This is a genomic window from Acinetobacter sp. CIP 102129 (assembly GCF_000368305.1).
GTDB lineage: Bacteria > Pseudomonadota > Gammaproteobacteria > Pseudomonadales > Moraxellaceae > Acinetobacter > Acinetobacter parvus.
In genome coordinates this window covers 1126185-1144084 of record NZ_KB849341.1, presented here as the reverse complement: position 1 = coordinate 1144084, position 17900 = coordinate 1126185, and the positions used below count along the sequence as shown (strand labels likewise).

The following is a 17900-nucleotide window of genomic DNA, read 5'->3' as shown; positions in this document are numbered from 1 at the left end:
GAGATTCCATAATTTCAGTAAAAACAATATTTGTGACCCAGTCGGAAGAGCGTAGCTCCCCGACACACGGAGAAAAAAATTGAAAGACTTGCTCGATATCATGCGTAAGAAAACGGATTCAGAAGGTCATGCACCTGTTGAATTTGACCGTATCCGTATTGGTCTTGCGTCACCAGAGATGATTAAGTCATGGTCTCACGGTGAAGTTAAAAAGCCTGAAACCATTAACTACCGTACTTTTAAACCTGAACGTGATGGTTTGTTCTGTGCCAAAATTTTTGGTCCAGTAAAAGATTATGAATGCTTGTGTGGTAAATACAAGCGTATGAAATATAAAGGCGTCATTTGTGAAAAATGTGGCGTTGAAGTAACGACTGCTAAAGTTCGTCGTGAGCGTATGGGTCATATTGACCTTGCTTCTCCAGTTGCACACATCTGGTTCTTGAAATCATTACCGAGCCGTATCGGTTTACTTCTTGATATGACATTACGCGATATCGAGCGCGTATTGTATTTCGAATCTTATGTTGTTACTGATCCTGGTATGACACCGTTTGAAAAGTATCAACTTTTAAGTGACGAAGAATACTACAACGCACTTGAAGAACACGGTGATGAATTCACTGCGAAAATGGGTGCAGAAGCAATTCAAGATTTGCTTAAAGATATCGATTTAGATGCTGAAATCGCGCGTTTACGTGAAGAAATTCCACAAACGACCTCAGAAACTAAGCTGAAAAAATCGTCTAAGCGTTTGAAGTTGATGGAAGCATTCAAAGAGTCAAACAACAAGCCTGAATGGATGGTGATGAACGTACTTCCAGTACTTCCACCAGACTTACGTCCGCTTGTACCACTTGAAGGTGGTCGTTTTGCGACTTCAGACTTAAACGATCTATATCGTCGTGTGATCAACCGTAATAACCGTTTGAAGCGTCTTCTTGACCTTGCAGCACCAGATATTATCGTACGTAATGAAAAACGTATGTTACAAGAGTCTGTTGATGCGTTGCTTGATAACGGTCGTCGTGGTCGTGCAATTACAGGTTCGAACAAACGTCCATTGAAATCTTTGGCTGATATGATCAAAGGTAAACAAGGTCGTTTCCGTCAAAACTTACTTGGTAAACGTGTTGACTATTCAGGCCGTTCGGTCATTACCGTAGGTCCTACTTTACGTCTGCACCAATGTGGTCTTCCGAAGAAGATGGCACTTGAACTGTTCAAGCCATTTATTTTCGCGAAACTACAAGCTTCTGGTCAAGCAACAACCATTAAAGCTGCGAAGAAAATGGTTGAGCGTGAAACTCCAGAAGTTTGGGATGTTCTGGCATCTGTAATTCGTCAACACCCAGTGATGTTGAACCGTGCGCCTACACTTCACCGTTTAGGTCTGCAAGCATTTGAGCCGATCCTGATTGAAGGTAAAGCGATCCGTCTACACCCGCTCGTTTGTGCTGCGTTTAACGCTGACTTCGACGGTGACCAAATGGCGGTACACGTACCATTAACGCTTGAAGCACAGTTAGAAGCACGTGCATTAATGATGTCAACCAACAACATCCTGTCACCTGCAAATGGTGAGCCGATCATTGTACCATCTCAGGACGTGGTCTTGGGTCTTTACTACATCACCCGTGATGCGGTAAATGCCAAGGGTGAGGGCATGGTGTTTGCGGATACACATGAAGTGAACCGTGCCCTGGCGACAGGTAAAGTGAATATTCATGCGCGCGTGAAAGTACGTGTACATCAAACCGTGATTGATGAAAATGGTCACCGTGAAAAGCAGACCATTATTGTTGATACTACCCCAGGCCGCTGCCTGTTGTGGGAAGTGGTTCCACAAGGCTTAAGCTTTGATATGATCAACCTTGAGATGACCAAGAAAAACATCTCGAAGTTAATCAACTCTTGCTACCGTAAGCTTGGCTTGAAAGACACTGTTATCTTCGCTGACCAGTTGATGTATTTGGGTTTCCGTCAAGCGACGCGTTCAGGTGTGTCCGTCGGTATGGAAGACATGTTGATTCCACCAAACAAAGAAGCGATTATTGCTAAATCTGAAACTGAAGTTCGCGAAATTGAACAACAGTTTGAGCAAGGTTTCGTAACTGCGGGTGAGCGTTATAACAAAGTAGTCGATATTTGGGCACGTACCAACGACCAAGTTGCGAAAGCGATGATGGATAACTTGTCTTATACCGTTGTGAAAAACAAACAAGGTGAAGATGAGAAACAGAAATCATTCAACTCGATTTATATGATGTCTGACTCGGGTGCCCGTGGTAGTGCGGCGCAGATCCGTCAGCTTGCTGGTATGCGTGGTTTGATGGCGAAGCCAGATGGCTCGATCATTGAGACTCCGATTAAAGCGAACTTCCGTGAAGGTTTAACAGTACTCCAGTACTTTATTTCAACACACGGTGCACGTAAAGGTTTGGCCGATACTGCATTGAAAACTGCGAACTCGGGTTACCTGACCCGTCGTCTTGTAGACGTGGCACAAGATTTGGTTATTACTGAATCTGACTGTGGTACAGCTGGCGGCTTGGTGATGACACCATTCATTCAGGGTGGTGATGTCATCGAGCCATTACGTGACCGCGTATTGGGTCGTGTAACTGCTGAAGACGTACGTCGTGCATCTGATGATGAAGTTGTATTACCTCGTGGTACGTTAATTGACGAGAAAATCGCAGCTCAGCTTGAAGAAGCTGGTGTCGATGAAGTTAAAGTTCGTTCAGTTATTGCGTGTGAATCTACATTCGGCGTATGTGCGCGTTGTTATGGTCGTGACCTCGCACGTGGTCATTTGGTGAACCCAGGTGAATCTGTTGGTGTAATGGCTGCACAGTCAATTGGTGAGCCAGGTACACAGTTAACCATGCGTACGTTCCACGTGGGTGGTGCTGCGAGCCGAACTTCTGCTGCGAACAGTGTTCAAGTGCGTAACAAAGGTACTGTACGTTTCCACAACGTGAAAACTGTACAACATGCCAAAGGTCACTTGGTATCGGTTTCTCGTTCAGGTGAAATTGGTATTGCGGATGACTTGGGACGTGAGCGTGAGCGTTACAAACTTCCTTATGGTGCAAGCATCTTGTTGAAAGATGGTGAAGCTGTAGAAGCTGGCGGTATCGTAGCGACTTGGGATCCGCATACACATCCATTGGTAACAGAAGTTGCTGGTAAAGCACGTTTTAGCCAGATCGCTGATGGTGTAACTGCAACCTCTAAGACGGACGATGCAACAGGTATGACCACTGTTGAAATCTTACCTGTAACAGCACGTCCTGCTTCTGGTAAAGATTTACGTCCTGCAATCGTGTTGGATACAACCGATGGCGGCGAACAGTTCTACTTCCTGCCACAAAATACAATTGTAACTGTCCGTGATGGCGAAACGATTGGTGTGGGTGACGTTATTGGTCGTGTACCACAGGAATCTTCTCGTACCCGTGATATTACAGGTGGTCTGCCACGCGTAGCTGACTTGTTCGAAGCACGTAAACCGAAAGAGCATGCGATTCTGGCAGAAGTGTCTGGTATCGTGAGCTTTGGTAAAGAGACCAAAGGTAAGAACCGTTTAGTGATTACACCAGATGATGGCTCGGAAATTTATGAAGAGCTGATTCCGAAATGGCGTACCATGAACGTGTTTGAAGGCGAGCATGTCAACCGTGGTGAAACGGTGTCTGATGGCCCACAAAACCCACATGACATCTTACGTTTGAAAGGTGAAGTGGCATTAACCAACTATATCGTGAACGAAGTTCAGGACGTTTACCGTCTGCAAGGTGTAAAAATCAACGATAAGCACATTGAAGTTGTTGTACGTCAAATGTTGCGTAAAGTTGATATCACTGATGGCGGTGATACAAGTTTCATTAAGGGCGAGCAAGTGGATTACATCCGCGTTGTTCAAGAGAACCAAGCTGTCTTGGCTCAGAACAAGTTCCCTGCGAAGTTTGAACGTCAATTGATGGGTATCACCAAAGCATCGCTTTCTACTGACTCATTCATTTCTGCTGCATCGTTCCAGGAAACAACACGCGTGTTAACTGAAGCTGCTGTAACAGGTAAAGAAGATGATTTACGTGGCTTGAAAGAAAACGTTGTTGTGGGTCGCTTGATCCCAGCGGGTACGGGTCTTGCGTACCACTTAGAGCGTCGTCGTCAAGAGGCTGAAGCTGCGGAGTTTGAACTTCATAACGATTTCAGTGAAGTTGACCAGGCATTTAGTCAAGCGCTGAACTCAGACCAGTTCTAAGTTCCAGCAAATCAAAAAAGGCACCTTACGGTGCCTTTTTTGTGGAAAAACAAGCAAATGTTACAAAAACACATTACAGCATTAGCACTTGATTACTTAATCAAGGTAAATGCTTCATGAAAGCAGTCTATGCTACGTTAAATTGAGAGAGGAGAAATTCTAATGAAAAAAATGATGATGATTGTGAGTGTTGGCCTAATGTCAACCACATTGTTTGTGGGTTGCCAAAATGTAAGTCCAGAAAATAAGCGTATTGGTTCGGCTGCCATTGGGGGTGGTGCAGGTGGTGCTGTCGGAAAAGGTTTAGGCGGTAATATTGGTGCGGGACTGGGCGCTGCGATTGGTGCGGGTGTTGCTGCCAATGCAAAAGGTGCGAATAGTAAAAACACCAGAAACAGTGCGATTGGTGCTGGTGTGGGTGCGGCTCTGGGTGGTGCGGTCCTGGGTGGAGAAGCTGGTGCTGCGGTAGGTGGCGCACTGGGCGGTAGTGCTGGCGCAGCTTATGGTGAGAAAAAAGGCAAATACTAAATACTAGAATTTAGAAGTACGCCAAGTATTGTTTAAAAATTAGGAAGAAGCCCTTGTCTAGGATAAGGGCTTCTTTTCGTCATTTAAAGCGTCAATTTAGTGATATAAAAATGGAAAGTCTTTACAAAACATTAATCGATTCGGACATTCTAATAAGGCGGATTCAAGCGGCAAGTGCAACAGTATAAAAACCAGCCATAACTTCACTCGGTGTATACCAACCTAGGGTTTTTCTAGGACGATGGTTGAGTGCAAATTCTATCTGCTCTATTTGTTCCTTTGACACGTCATCAAACGATGATGATTTTGGCAGATATTGACGGATTAAACCATTCGTATTTTCATTTCTAGCTCGCTGAATAGACTTGTAAGGATCAGCAAAATACGTCTCTATGCCAGCATCAGTAATTCTTTTGTGTTCGGAAAATTCTTTGCCATTATCAAATGTCACACTATAAGCATGGCTCATTTGTAAACGATCTAGTGCACAAGTAATCGTTTGAGAGGATGCTCTCGTTGGCCCTAAATGAACAATATGTACATACAGGCTCTTTCGATCAACGAGAGTCAATAAAGCACCTTTATGATGTTTACCAATCACCGTGTCACCTTCGAAATCTCCTAAACGTTGTCGTTGATCAATGACCTGGTCTCGGCAGTGAATACTTGTTTTATCAATGATTTGACCCCTACGATCCGTGTTTTTGTAACCGCGTTTTCGATATTTCTTCTGATGCCTTAAGTGTAGATGAAGTTTACCACCTTTTGATTTATCTTGATAAATGTACTGGTAAATCCACTCATGTGAAGGTACATCCAGCCAACCGCGTTGTGTTAAAGCACCTGAAATTTGTTCGGGTGACCAGTCCAAACCAATCAAATAATCAATATAAGCGAAGGCAAATGCTGTCATTGATGATGAAGGACGGTACCGTCTTTGACTTGCAAATTTAGCTGCCTGTTGAGCTCTATATCCACGTTGCCCAGTATTTCTTTTTAATTCACGGTAGATGGTTGATCGTGAACGTCCTAACTCCCGAGCAAGGGTAGCGATTGAACTTTTACTTTTCAAAGTAGCATAAATTTCGTATCTTTCATCTTGAGAAAGTTGGGTGTATTTCTTCATTGTGTGCTTTCCAATTGCGAGTTGAAAAAGTCTAATGATTCTATGAATACACCTAACTTTTTCAACTAATTACAAATGTGTTGCACTTGGGATTTGAATCTGCGTAACACAATCAGATCAAATTCCCCATAAAAGAAGATTATGCTTTTTATTAGAACCAACAGGAGTGAGTATCGTCATGAAAAAAACAATGGGTTTAGTTTCTACTTTGATGTTATCGGCGGTGATGTTTACAGGCTGCCAGAATATGAGTGCGTCTGACCAGCGTATTGGTGCGGCGGCACTGGGTGGTGCTGTTGGTGGTGGTGTAGGTAACCATGTCGGTGGTAGTCTTGGTGCAGGTGTCGGTGCGGCAGCGGGCGCAGGTGTCGGTGCAAACGCCAAGGGTGGCAGCAGCAACTCAACCACAAGTAGTGCAATTGGCGCAGGTATTGGTTCTGTGATTGGTAAATCAATCTTTGGTGGTGATTCTGGTGCTGCGATTGGTGGTGCAATCGGTGGTGGTGCTGGTGCAGCCATTCAGGAGAAGAAAAAATAAGTTTTATCTGATTGATTTAAAAATGCCTGCTATTGTTTGCAGGCATTTTATATTTAGGTTCATCCTGAAGCGCTGGCTTTGGGTTTCTTACGACGGATGTATAAAACCTTTTCAACTTCTGCAATTCGCGTTCCCGCATCATCCACAATATTCAATGTATAGTTTCGAAACACAGATTCATGATTTTCAGCCAATTGCTTAATTTTCGCAATTTCAGTGGCACTGAGCTGTATATCGGCATAGACGGTGCTGCGACCTGGTGACAGGAAATTAATCGAGGCACTTTTATCCCACACAATGTATTTATGGCCTAAATGGTGCATCAGGATCAGCATATAAAATGGGTCAACCATTGAGTATAAACTTCCACCAAAATGTGTCCCAACAATGTTACGGTTTTTTCGGGTGAGCGGCATTTTGACACGGATGTGGTAATTGTCCATATCAATGGTTTCAATTGTGATTCCTGCACCACGGTAAGGTGAGTAGTGGTTGATCATAAATTTAGAAACCACAGGAATGGTTCGAATTTTTTTGAAAATGTCTTTCATGGTCAATTTTTTTTCTTGCAACTCTATTCATACTCCATAAGTATCATTTTTATCGTATCGGTGGCAATGGCTTTTCTATGACCATGCCGACTGAAAAAAAATGGGAAAGAATTATGCAAGTACAAGTAAAAACCGTCACCACATCTGATCAGCAAACACTTTGTGTCAAGACATGGGGTGATGAGAAAAAGACACCATTGGTGCTGGTACATGGCTATCCAGACAATCAGGAAGTATGGGAACCGATTATTGAGAAGTTGGTAAATGACTATTTTGTCGTGACCTACGATGTTCGTGGTGCGGGGTTGTCTTCCATTCCTAAACGCATCAAGCATTATCGTTTGCCACGTTTATCTCTGGATTTGCAGGAAGTGGTTGGTCAGGTTCTGCCAAACCGTAATTTTCATATGGCAGCGCATGACTGGGGTTCTATACAGTCGTGGGAATCGGCAACTGAGCCAAAACTAAAGGGTCGCTTATTGTCCTATACTACCATTTCGGGACCTTGCCTGGATCACGCCTCTCTGTATCTACGTGAGAAATTTAAGTCCGCTCCAAGCAATGTCTTGAAGATGCTGACTAAATCATGGTACATCGGCGCATTCCATTTACCATTGCTTGCGCCAACAGTTTGGACATTCTTTAGTCCAGAGAAATGGGGCAAGATTTTAAGTGGTCTGGAGAAAAAACAGGATCTACCATTGAATGCCAATATTGTGGCGGATGGTAAATATGGAATCAATCTGTACCGTGCCAACTTTATTCCATCCTTGACCCAGCCACGCCAGCGTTATGCACAGTGTCCTGTGCAGGCAATTGTATTGAAGCGGGATGCTTTCGTAAGCCCTGAATACATTACGGAATCCATGCCAAAATGGGTTGAGGAATTTGAATATGTTGAGCTGGATGCGAATCACTGGGCGGTACTGAGCCAGCCAGAAAAAATTGCCGATTATATTCGCCAATTTATCGTGAAAAATGCATAAATAAAAATCAACTGACGGCAATCACGGAATTTAAACTCTGGTAGAATGGCGCCCTCGTTTCATTTAGTTCAAAGTTATGTTCGCGATTATTGCAGCGGTTGCTGTTATGTTCGGCCTATCCCTGGGGCGGGTTCCAGTTGTTTTTGCACTTGTAATTGGAGCTTTAACGGGAGGTTTGTTGGCAGGTCTGGGGGTACAGGGTACGTTAGATGCATTTAATAATGGTCTAGGCGGCGGTGCTCAGATTGCACTTGCTTATGGGGTGCTCGGTGCTTTCGCTTTGGCGCTTGCCCGTTCTGGCTTACCTGATTTACTTGCCTATAAATTGGTTAAAAGTCTAAAAAATGATGCAGATATTGGTACCCAGAAGAAAGTGAAATTTCTCATTTTTCTTACAGTTGGTGCGGCTGCGGTGGCATCGCAAAATGTCATTCCAGTACATATTGCGTTCATTCCTGTCCTGATACCACCATTATTGATTGTTTTCAACCATCTACGCCTGGATCGTAGAGCGATTGCGTGTGTGCTGACGTTCGGTTTGGTCGCAACGTACATGTTTTTGCCAATGGGGTTTGGTGCGATCTTCCTGAATGATATTTTGGCGCACAACATTAACCATTTTGGTCAAAGCTACGGCTTTCATATCAGCAATGATCAAATTCCGCGAGCAATGCTGATCCCTGTATCAGGAATGTTCCTTGGGATGTTAACAGCGGTTTTTATCAGCTACCGTAAACCGCGAGATTATGAGGACAAGGCCTTGCATAATGTTGCACGTAGTATCGTGGGTGAAATGACCCAGGAGCAGCAAGCACCCCAGATTGCAAAGTTCACGTTATTCATGGCTGCATTTGCCATTCTTGCAACGATTGTCGTACAGCTCTATTCAGATTCAATGATTGTCGCAGGCTTGGTCGGTGTGGCAATCCTGAGTTGTGCTGGAATCTTTAAATGGAAAGAAGCCGATGATGTGATTGTGACAGGTATGCGTATGATGGCACTGGTTGGTTTTACCATGATTGCTGCACAAGGTTTTGCTGCGGTCATTGAAGCAACCAATCAGGTTCCTGAGCTTGTGAAAGCAACAGCAGGCTGGATTGGGGATAGTAAGGCCCTGGCTGCCTTTGTCATGCTCTTGGTTGGTCTTTTGATCACACTTGGTATCGGTTCTTCATTTTCTACCGTACCGATCCTGGCCATCATGTATGTGCCATTATGTTTGCAGTTTGGTTTTAGTCCGATGGCAACGATCGCAATTATTGGGACTGCCGCCGCACTGGGTGATGCGGGTTCTCCAGCCTCTGATTCGACTTTGGGACCAACCGCTGGTTTGGGTGTTGATGGTCAACATGATCACATTTGGGATACTGTTGTGCCAACATTTATACACTTTAATATCCCACTGCTTATTTTTGGCTGGATTGCTGCAATGGTTTTATAAAAAATTAAAACAATGTTTAGGCTCTATTTATAGAGCCTTTTTTATTGATGGAGGCCAAATTAAAAGCTGAACAGCAAATCTGCCAGAATATTGGACTGAATGATGTTGATATAAAACTGGCAACCATCTATCAGATTATCCTGCTGCATTGCCAATGGGCGGGCGGGATGCAGAAAAGGACAAGCAGTTCCACTGGTTAAAGCAGCGTAACTCCTATGGGGCCAATACACCATGCCTGAAACGTGCCTATGCACAGCGACAGTTGCAGCTTGACCAGTTGTTGCAGGGTCGCGTGCTGAGCCATGGGCCATTTTAATGGTGGCGCGTATAAAAAATTTAGTCATAAGCATTGAAAAATCATGGAAATACTCCATTCATAAATCATTCTAAATTTAAGCCTCACAAATAAGGAGTGATTTATGAGTGAACAAGCCTCAAAAAATTATAGTTTCCAAGCTGAAGTTGCTCAGTTATTGCATTTGGTGACGCATTCCCTCTATTCCAATCCTGAAATTTTCCTGCGTGAATTGATTTCCAATGCATCGGATGCCTGCGATAAGCTGCGTTTTGAGGGGATCAACCATCCTGAATATTATGAAAATGATCCAGACCTGCATGTTCGTGTCATTCTGGATAAAGACAACAAGACCTTGACCATTTCAGATAACGGTATTGGTTTAAGCCAGCAGGAAGCGATTGACAACCTTGGTACCATTGCAAAATCAGGCACCAAGGACTTTATGTCCAAACTGACAGGTGACCAGAAAGCCGATGCACAACTGATTGGCCAGTTTGGTGTGGGTTTCTATTCAGGCTTTATTGTTGCCGATAAAATCACGGTGGAGTCCCGTCGTGCGGGGCTGGATGCGGCCGAGGGTGTGCGCTGGATCAGTGGTGGTACAGGCGAGTTCGAAGTTCAGCAAATTGATAAGGCGAGCCGTGGTACAGACATCATTCTGCATTTACGTGATGATGCGCTGGAATATCTTGAGTCGTGGAAAGTTAAACAGATCATCAATAAATATTCAGACCATATTAGTCTGCCAATCCAGATGCAAAAAGAGGTTTGGCAAGAGGAAGAGGTTGCCGAGGGTGAGGAGCCTAAAGGCGGCCAAATGGTGAAGACGGATGAATGGGAAGCGATTAACTCAGCAAGTGCGTTATGGACACGTAATAAGAGTGAAATCACTGATGAGCAATACATCGAGTTTTATAAAAACCTGAGCCACGATTTTGCAGAGCCTTTGGCATGGGCGCATAACCGTGTTGAGGGCAGCACCGAATATACCCAGTTGCTGTATATCCCAAGTCAGGCGAAGCAGGACTTATTCACGCGTGAGGCAAAGGCGGGCATCAAGCTCTATGTTAAACGTGTATTCATCATGGATGAAGCAGACAACCTGATTCCAAACTACTTGCGTTTCGTTCAGGGCGTGGTGGACAGTGCCGATCTGCCGTTGAATGTCAGCCGTGAATTGCTGCAGGAAAGCCGTGATGTCAAAACCATTCGTGAGGGCAATGCTCGCCGTGTTCTAACCTTATTGGATAGCTTGGCAAAATCGGAAGATGAGAAAGATCAGGAAAAATTCAAGACCTTCTACACTGAATTTGGTTCAGTGTTAAAAGAAGGTCTGGGTGAAGATATGGCTAACCGTGAGCGTATCTTAAAGCTGTTACGTTATGCGACATCGACCAATGATGAAATCTCAACCTCTTTGGCTGACTATAAAGCCCGCATGAAAGAGGGGCAGAAAGCCATTTATTATGTGACAGCAGATAACTTAACCGCCGCGAAAAATTCACCACAGCTTGAAGTGTTCAAGAAAAAAGGCATCGAAGTGTTACTCATGGCAGACCGTGTCGATGAGTGGGCAATGAATTTTGTCTTTGAGTTTGATGGTACGCCATTACAGAACGTGTCTAAAGGTGCGGTGGATTTAGGTGATCTACAGGATGCGGATGAGAAAAAGGCGCTTGAGGAAGCAGCTGAACAGTTTAAACCTGTGGTGGAGCGTTTAAGCACTTCATTGAAGGACAAAACCAAGGAAGTCCGTGTGACCACCCGTTTGGTTGACTCACCTGCATGTTTGGTCACCAGTGAGGGTGAACTCTCTCCACAGTTGATCCGTATGCTGAAACAGGCAGGTCAGGCGGTTCCTGAAAGCAAGCCAACGCTGGAAATTAATCCTGAACATCCATTAGTGAAAAAACTGGAAAGCTCAGCACAGTTTGATGACCTTGCCAATGTGATTTTTGATCAGGCGGTGATTGCCGAGGGGGGCTTGCCAGAAGACCCTGCGGCTTATGTCAAACGCATCAATAGCCTGTTGTTGAAGTAGCCCCTTAAATAATAAAAACCTCTGATCCGTCAGAGGTTTTTTGTCTGTATGGATAACATTAAAGTTATCCACAATTATGCTGGTGTTTTCATCAGAACAATGTTTCAAAGCGAATAAAAGTACTGACATAATGGCTACGGTCTTCGCGGTGGTCATTGAAGTAGTTCAGGTCGCCCTGTACATAGAACCATTCACGCCACAGCGGTTGCCGCCATGAGACAAATGGCCCCCAACTGTTTAGGCGGAGGTCATTATTGTTGTAATAACCACCAGTATATATGCCATAGTTGAAATTGTTGTGGGCAAAAAATTGATGCTGGCGGAAGGTCCTGTTCTCCCAGGTCAGGTCATCATCCTGCTCATCGGCATAGATCAGGCTAAACTGGTTGGATAAAAGGGGCTGGTTGGGACGTGCGTGGGTCAGTTCCAGATTGGTGCGTAGATAATTTTCACTATCACTGCCGTAACGATAAATCTGTTCCGCATTGAAATGGAAGTCATTGCGTAGAGTCCAGTTTTTCTCAGCTCTTAAACGTAGATAGACATCATCGCCTGAACGGATACCAATATCGGCATCGGTCTCGAAAGGCAGGCGTTTGGAGAGGTTTGAAAAACGCAGGGCAATGGAGCCATTGTTGTCGCGTGTCTGTTCGGAATTAAGTCTTTTGTTGCCATCCTGATTCGGTTGATTGTTGATGTTGGCAATATTGTTGTCAAATTCATCGTCCAGCGTATCATCACCGAAGACCAGACTCAGGCGTTTCTCCAGAGTTGGGAGCTTGATCTTCCCACGAATACGGGGTTTCACCTCGTAATTGTCATATTCATTCCAGTAATTATCGAGCATAAAGCGGATGGTGGCGGAAGCAGGCTTTTCTGGATCTATCTCCCCAAACCAGTCATCAATCTTAACTGAGGTGCGGTCAGTCCATTCGCGGATAGTGCGCTGTTTGCGATCAATCCATGTTCTGTCTTCCGTTTCCGCCGTTGGCGGCACAATCGGCTGATTGGACTGTTCAGGAAAAACGATTGGGGTCGCATCCACCCATTTTGGAATATAGTCCAGAAAATTTTCAGATGTCGCCGCTTCTGTCTGTGGAGGTTGGGGCTGCGGTGGATTCTGTGGCTCAATGTTTGAAGCCGCATAGACCATGCTGGTTGAACCTAAAGAGCACGCCATAAAGCTATAAAATAGAGGTCGTGACACTGTTTTTGGGAAAATCATCATAATGCAGGCTTATATATTGTTCTTACCCCCACTCTTGATGATTTACTGAATAAAATCAAGTGATAGACACAAAAAGTAGTCATATCAACAAAGCTTGTTGACACTTGGTTGGAGGATATTTCAGAGGTAGATAGTGAACAGGTCAATCAGTGGAAAATAAGGGCTTGCAATAAAAGTCCATCATCTCCAGCCACAACTGGAATGTTGTAGGAAAAAATGATGGACTAAGGGGTAAAATTTAGGATGGTTTTAAGATGATTCTGAGGCCGCACTGCTTTCCAGTGCCTGATAAAGGTCATGTACAGAAATGGGTTGTGGCAGGCGGCTAATCACCTGACGGATCAGTTGCCAGGTATATCCCTCGGCACGGTCCAGCAATAGGTATGGATAGGCCTGGTCTTCACTGGATAGCCTAACGCGTTCCGAACCGTGAATGATGCGGATTTTCTGGCGTTCCCTTAACAGGATAACAGGGGTTAGGAACGTTGCCGCAGTTTCCTCGAATGGAATGAATTTCTGAGTATTGATAAATGATACAGGGATATAAGGATATACCCGCTGGTCGCGCTGCCAGACCAGAGTACCATTCATGACACATTCATTAAACAGGGTTTCATGCTGGTGGTAATGCTGCTTGAAATTTGTCCAGCTGGTCTGGTGGATGGAGCTGGTTGTGGTGTGACGCTGGTCGGTATAGGCCTGTAGGATGGTGGTCGCATATTCAATGTTGTGTGTACCCACGAGCACCACATAATGCGAGAACTGGCCTTGTGCATACAACTGCTCTGCAATAAAAACCTGTGCAGATTCCCAGATCGGCTGTACATCATTTTCTGCCTTGAGATAGAGCCAGTCGATTTTAATGTTCTGGTCAATGTCATTGTGCAGATCAACACGGTAAAGCGAAGGGAATGTACGTGCGTCTACACGTTCCAGACGACAGAGCAAACCATCCAGATTAAAGTCTTTCAGTGCAATTGGCTTGGCCTTGTTCAGGTTTGCTGCGGGGCGTACATTCTGTTTAAAACCAGATTTGGCGCGTGTGGCGGTCGCCGTGGATGCAACAGGTTGTATTTTTTCCTGAATAAGTGCTTCCAGTTGAATCTGAAAGTTCGCTGTTTCCTCTCTCATTATAGATAGCGCATCCTTATGAGCTGCCTGACCTGAAAGGCCATCTGCCGAATTCTGTTGCATGGGTTCCAGAACAGGGATGAGGTGGTCAAGCTCATCATCTGTTTTTACATAGTCGCTGGCATGGCGCTGTAGCCATTTTAACGCATCCTGAGATGAGTTCATCCACGGGCTTTTAAGGAAAGACAGGGCAGGGCGAATCACCCACACTTGCCAGTACTGTGCCTGACGTAAGGCGGCCCAGCCCATGTCCCCAGAAGCAAACAGGGCATTTTCAACGCGCCCCATAAAGTTAAAGGTGCCACGATAGGTCATGGTGTAGCCATAATCTGCGAGTTCTTCTGCGGAAAAATCTTCATTCTGGATAAATTGTTTAAACGGGATCAACTGGTCCTGAAAGGCAGGGTCATCACAAGATGCACAAATGTCTTTAATACGTTGTTTTGATTTTGCAATTTCAAAAAGCGAAGTTTTATTGTCATTGAGCCTATCAATGAGAGTTTTGAGCTCATCAACCAAAAGAGCTTTCTCTAATACGTCCATCAATAGTTTCCTTAGAGATAGGCTTGAGCCTGTTTTAAATAGTGAAGCAGTACAATATTGACAGCAATCCCTAACAGTCTGTATTCAGTTGTAGTCGTTGAAGGATGCTGTTTCGCCCACGTTACAAGCTGTTCAATGCATATTTGTTCTGGTGGGGTCCGACCTTTAATGAGGGCTTGTAACGCTTGCATTTCCATAACAAAAGAATGTCACTTTATGACGATTATAGAAGAAAACAATGCAAAATCCATAGCCTATGAGTTAGTGAAAAATCTCATTTAGCTATTCCAAATAGAGAAATTGTTCATGGTTTAGCTTTGAAAATAAAAACATTTTAAAAGTATGCATCGGTTAATTAGATCAAAAAACTAAATTGTATCTATAAATTTATGGCTGAGTTGTGACTAGCCGCACATATCTGCTGATGAAAAGTCCAGCGAAAAGGAGCGCTTAAAAAATGACAGAATGATGACCCTGGATAAAAGGTGGTTTTTCGATGATAAAAGTTTGATATAAAAAGGAATTATACAGATCTGTATATGAGTGGGTAAGCTACGGACTGATGTTGAAGCTTACCCAATGACCAGCATTATTGAGGCTTGATTTCGCAACTTTCATCATTACATTGCGCAGCAGCATTCTGCTCAATTTCTGTTATTGCCGACTGCGCCTGTTGCAGCGCCTGCAAGAAAATCTCACGTGGCTGTGCACCAGAAAGTGTGAGTTTCTGGTCAAACACGAAAAACGGTACCCCTGTGATATTGAGCTGTTCGCGGGCAATTTTTTCATCGTGACGAACGAAATCGGTCAATTCATCTGAATCAAGCACATACTCGACTTCGGCATTGTCCAAACCAATCCGAGAGGCAATTTCCTCAACCACCTCACGCTCACCAATCGCTAGCCCCTCAGTCATGTAGGCATGGAAAAAGGCCTCTTCCGCCTCATTGCCCAGACCCTTGCTCTGTGCCAGATGGATGATGCGGTGGGCATTGAAGCTGTTGCCTGAGTTGGCTTTCTGCCATTGAAAATCAATGCCTTCAGTAGCCGCCATTGCAGCTACATGACGTTGCATCTCCTCCATTTCGGCATAGCTTCGGCCATATTTTCTGGCTAGGCGCTCAGTATTGGAGCCCTCATGTTTTGCAGGTGCGTTTGGGTCAAGTTCATAACTGTGCCAATGCACCTCCAGTTCAATACCTACCTCTGCCGCCACATGCTCAAGACGTTTTTTACCGATATAACAAAAAGGACAGACCACATCTGACCAAATATCCACACGCATGGCGTATCTCTTCAATTCTAGTTAAACAGATAATAGCGGTGAAGCCAGTCAATTTAAAGCGATGAAAATGTAATGCTCCGTTACGAGAAATGAAATAAAAATCAATTAACAGTCTATGTTTGATTGATTAAACTTAAATTCAGAACATAAAAAATATAAATATACTTGGAGGCTGTATGCGCCGTTTTTTATTATTTTTAACTGTAGTCGTGATTTGTTTGGGTACATTCTTTTTCTATCAGTATCGCGTAAAGCAAAATGCAGCCAATACCGAACAAATGTTTGAAATTGTTATGGCTGAAAAAATGCGCGAACTCTATGATCAAGCGCAGGATTGGAGCAAGCCTATACAACTCAACGTGCATGATGATCGTTTATCTGGTGATTATAAGTTGATGTCCGAATTTCTACTTAGTTATTGGATGCAAAATGTTGAGGCAAGAAACGTTTATTTAAGGCAACTCAAAGCAGCAAATTGGGATACTTTTTTAGATGTCGAACGTTTAGATCAAGACCGTCAAAAAGGTTATCGTGAGACTGAAAAAATGCTTCATGATGTTCGAAAAATCTCGACTGAATACGGAATAAACAGACAGAAAATACAGGCAGATTCACTTGAACAAGCAAAAAATCTTGCCATTCATAATGAAATGAGAAAATCCTTACAAGAAAAATTGCAAAATAACCTGAAAACAGACAAGGAGCATGACATTTTTCCGATTGAACAACAAGTTATTGAGAAAGCACAAGCGATGTTTGATATGTTAAAAACTTACCCTTGGCAAAGAGAAGATAACAAGATTCTTTTTAAGGAAACAGCACAAGTCAAAAAATTTAATGCACTTTATCAAGATGTGCTCAGCTTAAATCAGAAGATGGATAAAATTAAGCAAAACAATGTTGAAGTATTAGATCAAGAATTATAATTTCGTGATGCAATGGTGCCTTGTATACATCATTGCATGACTGAGTGCGAGCTTAAGCTTAATCAAAGATCTTTTCTGCGGCTTGGAAAGGTAGACTCACCACATCAATCGCCACTGCAAATGGCAGCAGAACCAGTTTTTCGAAAGGATTCATGCCAGGTTTGGATGTGTAGCTTTGCTCTTTCTGGGTATAAATAGTGACCTGATAAGGCTTGCTCAAGGCTTTTAATGAGGTCAGGTTATTGGCAGCAGGATAGACCACACCTGCCAGCTTAATATCGAAGCAAAAGCGTTGTGCTCTCATTCGTTCGTCACTGGAGGAAGAACATTCCTTGGCGCCATTTTCAATAAAAAACTCCAGATCTTTTTTGCTTAAATCCTCTTTAAGCTTTACATAGGAAAGTGGCAAAGTGCCCGAAAAATTTCCATCGTTCTTTTCAGAATAGAAAGTTAGGTCGCGTGTGATCTGAATATTTTTAGGGTCAAGCTTGCCAATCAAGCTCACAAACTGGGAGCCACCCTGTGTGAGGATATAGCTATTCTTTTGTCCTGCAATGACGATGCTGTCTCTGGGTAAATTCGGGGCTGCCTGTGCAGGCTGTCCGAAAGCAACCACATTGTCTTCAACCAAAGTGACTCTGGTGGTTCGATTATAGGTTTTACCATCTTTGGTGATGAGGGTTTTGGTAGCACAGCCAGTTAAAAATGTGGCAATGATTGCTGTACCAAGTGTTGCCTTGACTAGGGGTGAAAACATCCATTTACTCCTAATATTTTGAATTCTAAATTAAAATAATGATTGATATTGATATAATCCTGAAAGAACGATAATAAAAAATCTTTGTATAAGCGAGGGTTTTATCAACCAAATATGACCATATTTACAAAGATTAAACATAATCAGTCTCAAACATGGATTTTATCTTTGGTTCAAATTTTGAATCATGGTGACCGTTTATCTGAGCCATACTGAATTGAACAGCACTTTGTTGTAGCCTATTCATA

General features: G+C 43.6%; 14 protein-coding genes and 1 pseudogene. 8 read left to right on the top strand and 7 right to left on the bottom strand.

Annotation, left to right across the window (positions count from 1 at the left end; all coding sequences use genetic code 11):
• Positions 1 to 79: 79 nt before the first annotated feature.
• Together rpoC and F973_RS13455 are read left to right on the top strand one after the other, a co-directional pair.
• The gene (gene rpoC, locus F973_RS13460; protein WP_004762321.1) at positions 80 to 4273 is read left to right on the top strand and encodes a DNA-directed RNA polymerase subunit beta'; all 4194 of its coding nucleotides are present in this window, start codon (positions 80 to 82) and stop codon (positions 4271 to 4273) included.
• 162 nt (positions 4274 to 4435) lie between these two features.
• On the top strand, positions 4436 to 4801 hold the full coding sequence (locus tag F973_RS13455; protein ID WP_004680734.1) for a hypothetical protein: 366 nt from the start codon (positions 4436 to 4438) through the stop codon (positions 4799 to 4801).
• Between the two features lie 163 nt (positions 4802 to 4964).
• Here F973_RS13455 and F973_RS13450 read toward each other — a convergent pair whose 3' ends face one another.
• Complete coding sequence (locus F973_RS13450; RefSeq protein WP_004682288.1) at positions 4965 to 5927, bottom strand: IS30 family transposase; 963 nt, start codon at positions 5925 to 5927, stop codon at positions 4965 to 4967.
• Between the two features lie 178 nt (positions 5928 to 6105).
• Here F973_RS13450 and F973_RS13445 point away from each other — a divergent pair, with 178 nt between their 5' ends.
• Positions 6106 to 6465 carry a YMGG-like glycine zipper-containing protein gene (locus tag F973_RS13445; RefSeq protein WP_004762320.1) on the top strand — a complete coding sequence of 120 codons (360 nt, stop codon included), beginning with the start codon at positions 6106 to 6108 and terminating at the stop codon, positions 6463 to 6465.
• Between the two features lie 59 nt (positions 6466 to 6524).
• Here F973_RS13445 and F973_RS13440 read toward each other — a convergent pair whose 3' ends face one another.
• A complete protein-coding gene (locus tag F973_RS13440; RefSeq protein ID WP_034432681.1) occupies positions 6525 to 7037 on the bottom strand; it encodes a DUF4442 domain-containing protein in 513 nt (170 codons plus the stop codon).
• Between the two features lie 92 nt (positions 7038 to 7129).
• Between F973_RS13440 and F973_RS13435 the strand changes: the two genes are divergently transcribed.
• The 4 genes and pseudogenes from F973_RS13435 (at position 7130) to htpG (ending at position 11782) form a co-directional block, all read left to right on the top strand.
• Entirely contained in the window at positions 7130 to 8002 is an 873-nt protein-coding gene (locus F973_RS13435; protein ID WP_004762318.1) for an alpha/beta fold hydrolase, read from the top strand.
• 76 nt (positions 8003 to 8078) lie between these two features.
• Complete coding sequence (locus tag F973_RS13430) at positions 8079 to 9443, top strand: Na+/H+ antiporter family protein (RefSeq protein WP_004762317.1); 1365 nt, start codon at positions 8079 to 8081, stop codon at positions 9441 to 9443.
• 29 nt (positions 9444 to 9472) lie between these two features.
• A pseudogene (locus tag F973_RS15315) lies at positions 9473 to 9759 on the top strand (lysozyme inhibitor LprI family protein).
• Between the two features lie 103 nt (positions 9760 to 9862).
• Positions 9863 to 11782, top strand: coding sequence for a molecular chaperone HtpG (gene htpG, locus F973_RS13420; protein WP_004762314.1), 1920 nt, complete (start codon positions 9863 to 9865; stop codon positions 11780 to 11782).
• Positions 11783 to 11873: 91 nt separating this feature from the next.
• Here the strand turns inward: htpG and F973_RS13415 are convergent, their stop codons facing one another.
• From F973_RS13415 to F973_RS13400, 4 genes are all read right to left on the bottom strand, one after another.
• Positions 11874 to 12935 (bottom strand): hypothetical protein, encoded by a 1062-nt coding sequence (locus F973_RS13415; RefSeq protein ID WP_004762313.1) that lies wholly within the window; start codon positions 12933 to 12935, stop codon positions 11874 to 11876.
• A 324-nt stretch (positions 12936 to 13259) separates the two neighbouring features.
• Positions 13260 to 14684 carry a hypothetical protein gene (locus tag F973_RS13410; RefSeq protein ID WP_004762311.1) on the bottom strand — a complete coding sequence of 475 codons (1425 nt, stop codon included), beginning with the start codon at positions 14682 to 14684 and terminating at the stop codon, positions 13260 to 13262.
• A gap of 11 nt (positions 14685 to 14695) precedes the next feature.
• Positions 14696 to 14881 carry a hypothetical protein gene (locus F973_RS13405; protein ID WP_004762310.1) on the bottom strand — a complete coding sequence of 62 codons (186 nt, stop codon included), beginning with the start codon at positions 14879 to 14881 and terminating at the stop codon, positions 14696 to 14698.
• A 392-nt stretch (positions 14882 to 15273) separates the two neighbouring features.
• On the bottom strand, positions 15274 to 15969 hold the full coding sequence (locus F973_RS13400; RefSeq protein ID WP_004762309.1) for a DsbA family oxidoreductase: 696 nt from the start codon (positions 15967 to 15969) through the stop codon (positions 15274 to 15276).
• Positions 15970 to 16145: 176 nt separating this feature from the next.
• Here F973_RS13400 and F973_RS13395 point away from each other — a divergent pair, with 176 nt between their 5' ends.
• A complete protein-coding gene (locus F973_RS13395) occupies positions 16146 to 16895 on the top strand; it encodes a hypothetical protein (protein ID WP_004762308.1) in 750 nt (249 codons plus the stop codon).
• Between the two features lie 58 nt (positions 16896 to 16953).
• Here the strand turns inward: F973_RS13395 and F973_RS13390 are convergent, their stop codons facing one another.
• Positions 16954 to 17652, bottom strand: a complete 699-nt coding sequence (locus F973_RS13390; RefSeq protein WP_004762306.1) for a YidX family protein — start codon at positions 17650 to 17652, stop codon at positions 16954 to 16956.
• Positions 17653 to 17900 lie beyond the last annotated feature (248 nt).

Bases quoted from the DNA above. Each gene is read 5' to 3' on its own strand.
- F973_RS13455 (WP_004680734.1), top strand. From the start codon at position 4,436: ATGAAAAAAATGATGATGATTGTGAGTGTTGGCCTAATGTCAACCACA.
- F973_RS13450 (WP_004682288.1), bottom strand. From the start codon at position 5,927: ATGAAGAAATACACCCAACTTTCTCAAGATGAAAGATACGAAATTTAT.
- F973_RS13445 (WP_004762320.1), top strand. From the start codon at position 6,106: ATGAAAAAAACAATGGGTTTAGTTTCTACTTTGATGTTATCGGCGGTG.
- F973_RS13435 (WP_004762318.1), top strand. From the start codon at position 7,130: ATGCAAGTACAAGTAAAAACCGTCACCACATCTGATCAGCAAACACTT.
- F973_RS13430 (WP_004762317.1), top strand. From the start codon at position 8,079: ATGTTCGCGATTATTGCAGCGGTTGCTGTTATGTTCGGCCTATCCCTG.
- htpG (WP_004762314.1), top strand. From the start codon at position 9,863: ATGAGTGAACAAGCCTCAAAAAATTATAGTTTCCAAGCTGAAGTTGCT.
- F973_RS13415 (WP_004762313.1), bottom strand. From the start codon at position 12,935: ATGGTCTATGCGGCTTCAAACATTGAGCCACAGAATCCACCGCAGCCC.
- F973_RS13410 (WP_004762311.1), bottom strand. From the start codon at position 14,684: ATGGACGTATTAGAGAAAGCTCTTTTGGTTGATGAGCTCAAAACTCTC.
- F973_RS13405 (WP_004762310.1), bottom strand. From the start codon at position 14,881: ATGGAAATGCAAGCGTTACAAGCCCTCATTAAAGGTCGGACCCCACCA.
- F973_RS13400 (WP_004762309.1), bottom strand. From the start codon at position 15,969: ATGCGTGTGGATATTTGGTCAGATGTGGTCTGTCCTTTTTGTTATATC.
- F973_RS13395 (WP_004762308.1), top strand. From the start codon at position 16,146: ATGCGCCGTTTTTTATTATTTTTAACTGTAGTCGTGATTTGTTTGGGT.
- F973_RS13390 (WP_004762306.1), bottom strand. From the start codon at position 17,652: ATGTTTTCACCCCTAGTCAAGGCAACACTTGGTACAGCAATCATTGCC.